The 728-nt window shown below is 45.5% G+C and carries 1 pseudogene; it reads left to right on the forward strand.

The features are described 5' to 3' along the window. Positions 1-101: 101 nt before the first annotated feature. Positions 102-281 (forward strand): annotated as a pseudogene (locus tag P5683_RS25475) (group II intron reverse transcriptase/maturase); the annotation flags it as partial. Between the last annotated feature and the right edge of the window lie 447 nt (positions 282-728).

A 728-nucleotide genomic window follows, 5' to 3' on the forward strand; every position in this document is an offset into this window, starting at 1 on the left:
CAATAACTTTTTGTCTGAGGTCGTAACTGTAGGGGGCTGGCATTTTGGGTCTTCTGTAGATATCCTTGCCATTATACGTCCTAACTGTTCTGTTTTGTGCTATACCTCGAAGCCTCGGCGGAAAGGATGAATACAAGAATCTTCAGCTATTACACCGCCACACCCGCGATGATAAGACGGCACTTGATAACGCTAACGCTGTATCCTTCACAAGGGAGCAATTAAACCAGGAGCCGTGTGAAGGGAAACTTTCACGCACGGTTCTGAAAGGGAGGAGATAGAGGTGACTCTATTTTCGACCCCTAATAAATAGTGAATCATGTTCAGTAGTCAATGGATGTTTTAGGGGCTATTCATCAGGGTAGTAGCTAGAAGGCTAACTCACTTGACCAGAGGATGAGCAGCCATGAACAGTTATCAATCATGGCTGATTGCTATAATGGATGAAACTGTGCGAGACGTTCAGGCATGAAATAGGGTTGCAATACCCGAAATAACCGCCTGGTGGGGATTTCAACCCCTTGGTTGAATATAAGGAGCGCACTCCTGACCATCCCCATAACTGTTTATATGTCCCGACGATTTGTATCTTTATGATACCAAATCAAGGCAGGGAACCCAAGGTCAAAACGCAAAACCGGAAATCTTAACGATTCCTCAACAATTGCGTCAAGAGTAACGGCGATAGCCACCCCCAGTTTTGGGAATCACAACCCCAGGATTGAAGA

It is taken from the genome of Limnospira sp. PMC 1279.21, assembly GCF_032349615.1.
Lineage (GTDB): Bacteria > Cyanobacteriota > Cyanobacteriia > Cyanobacteriales > Microcoleaceae > Limnospira > Limnospira fusiformis.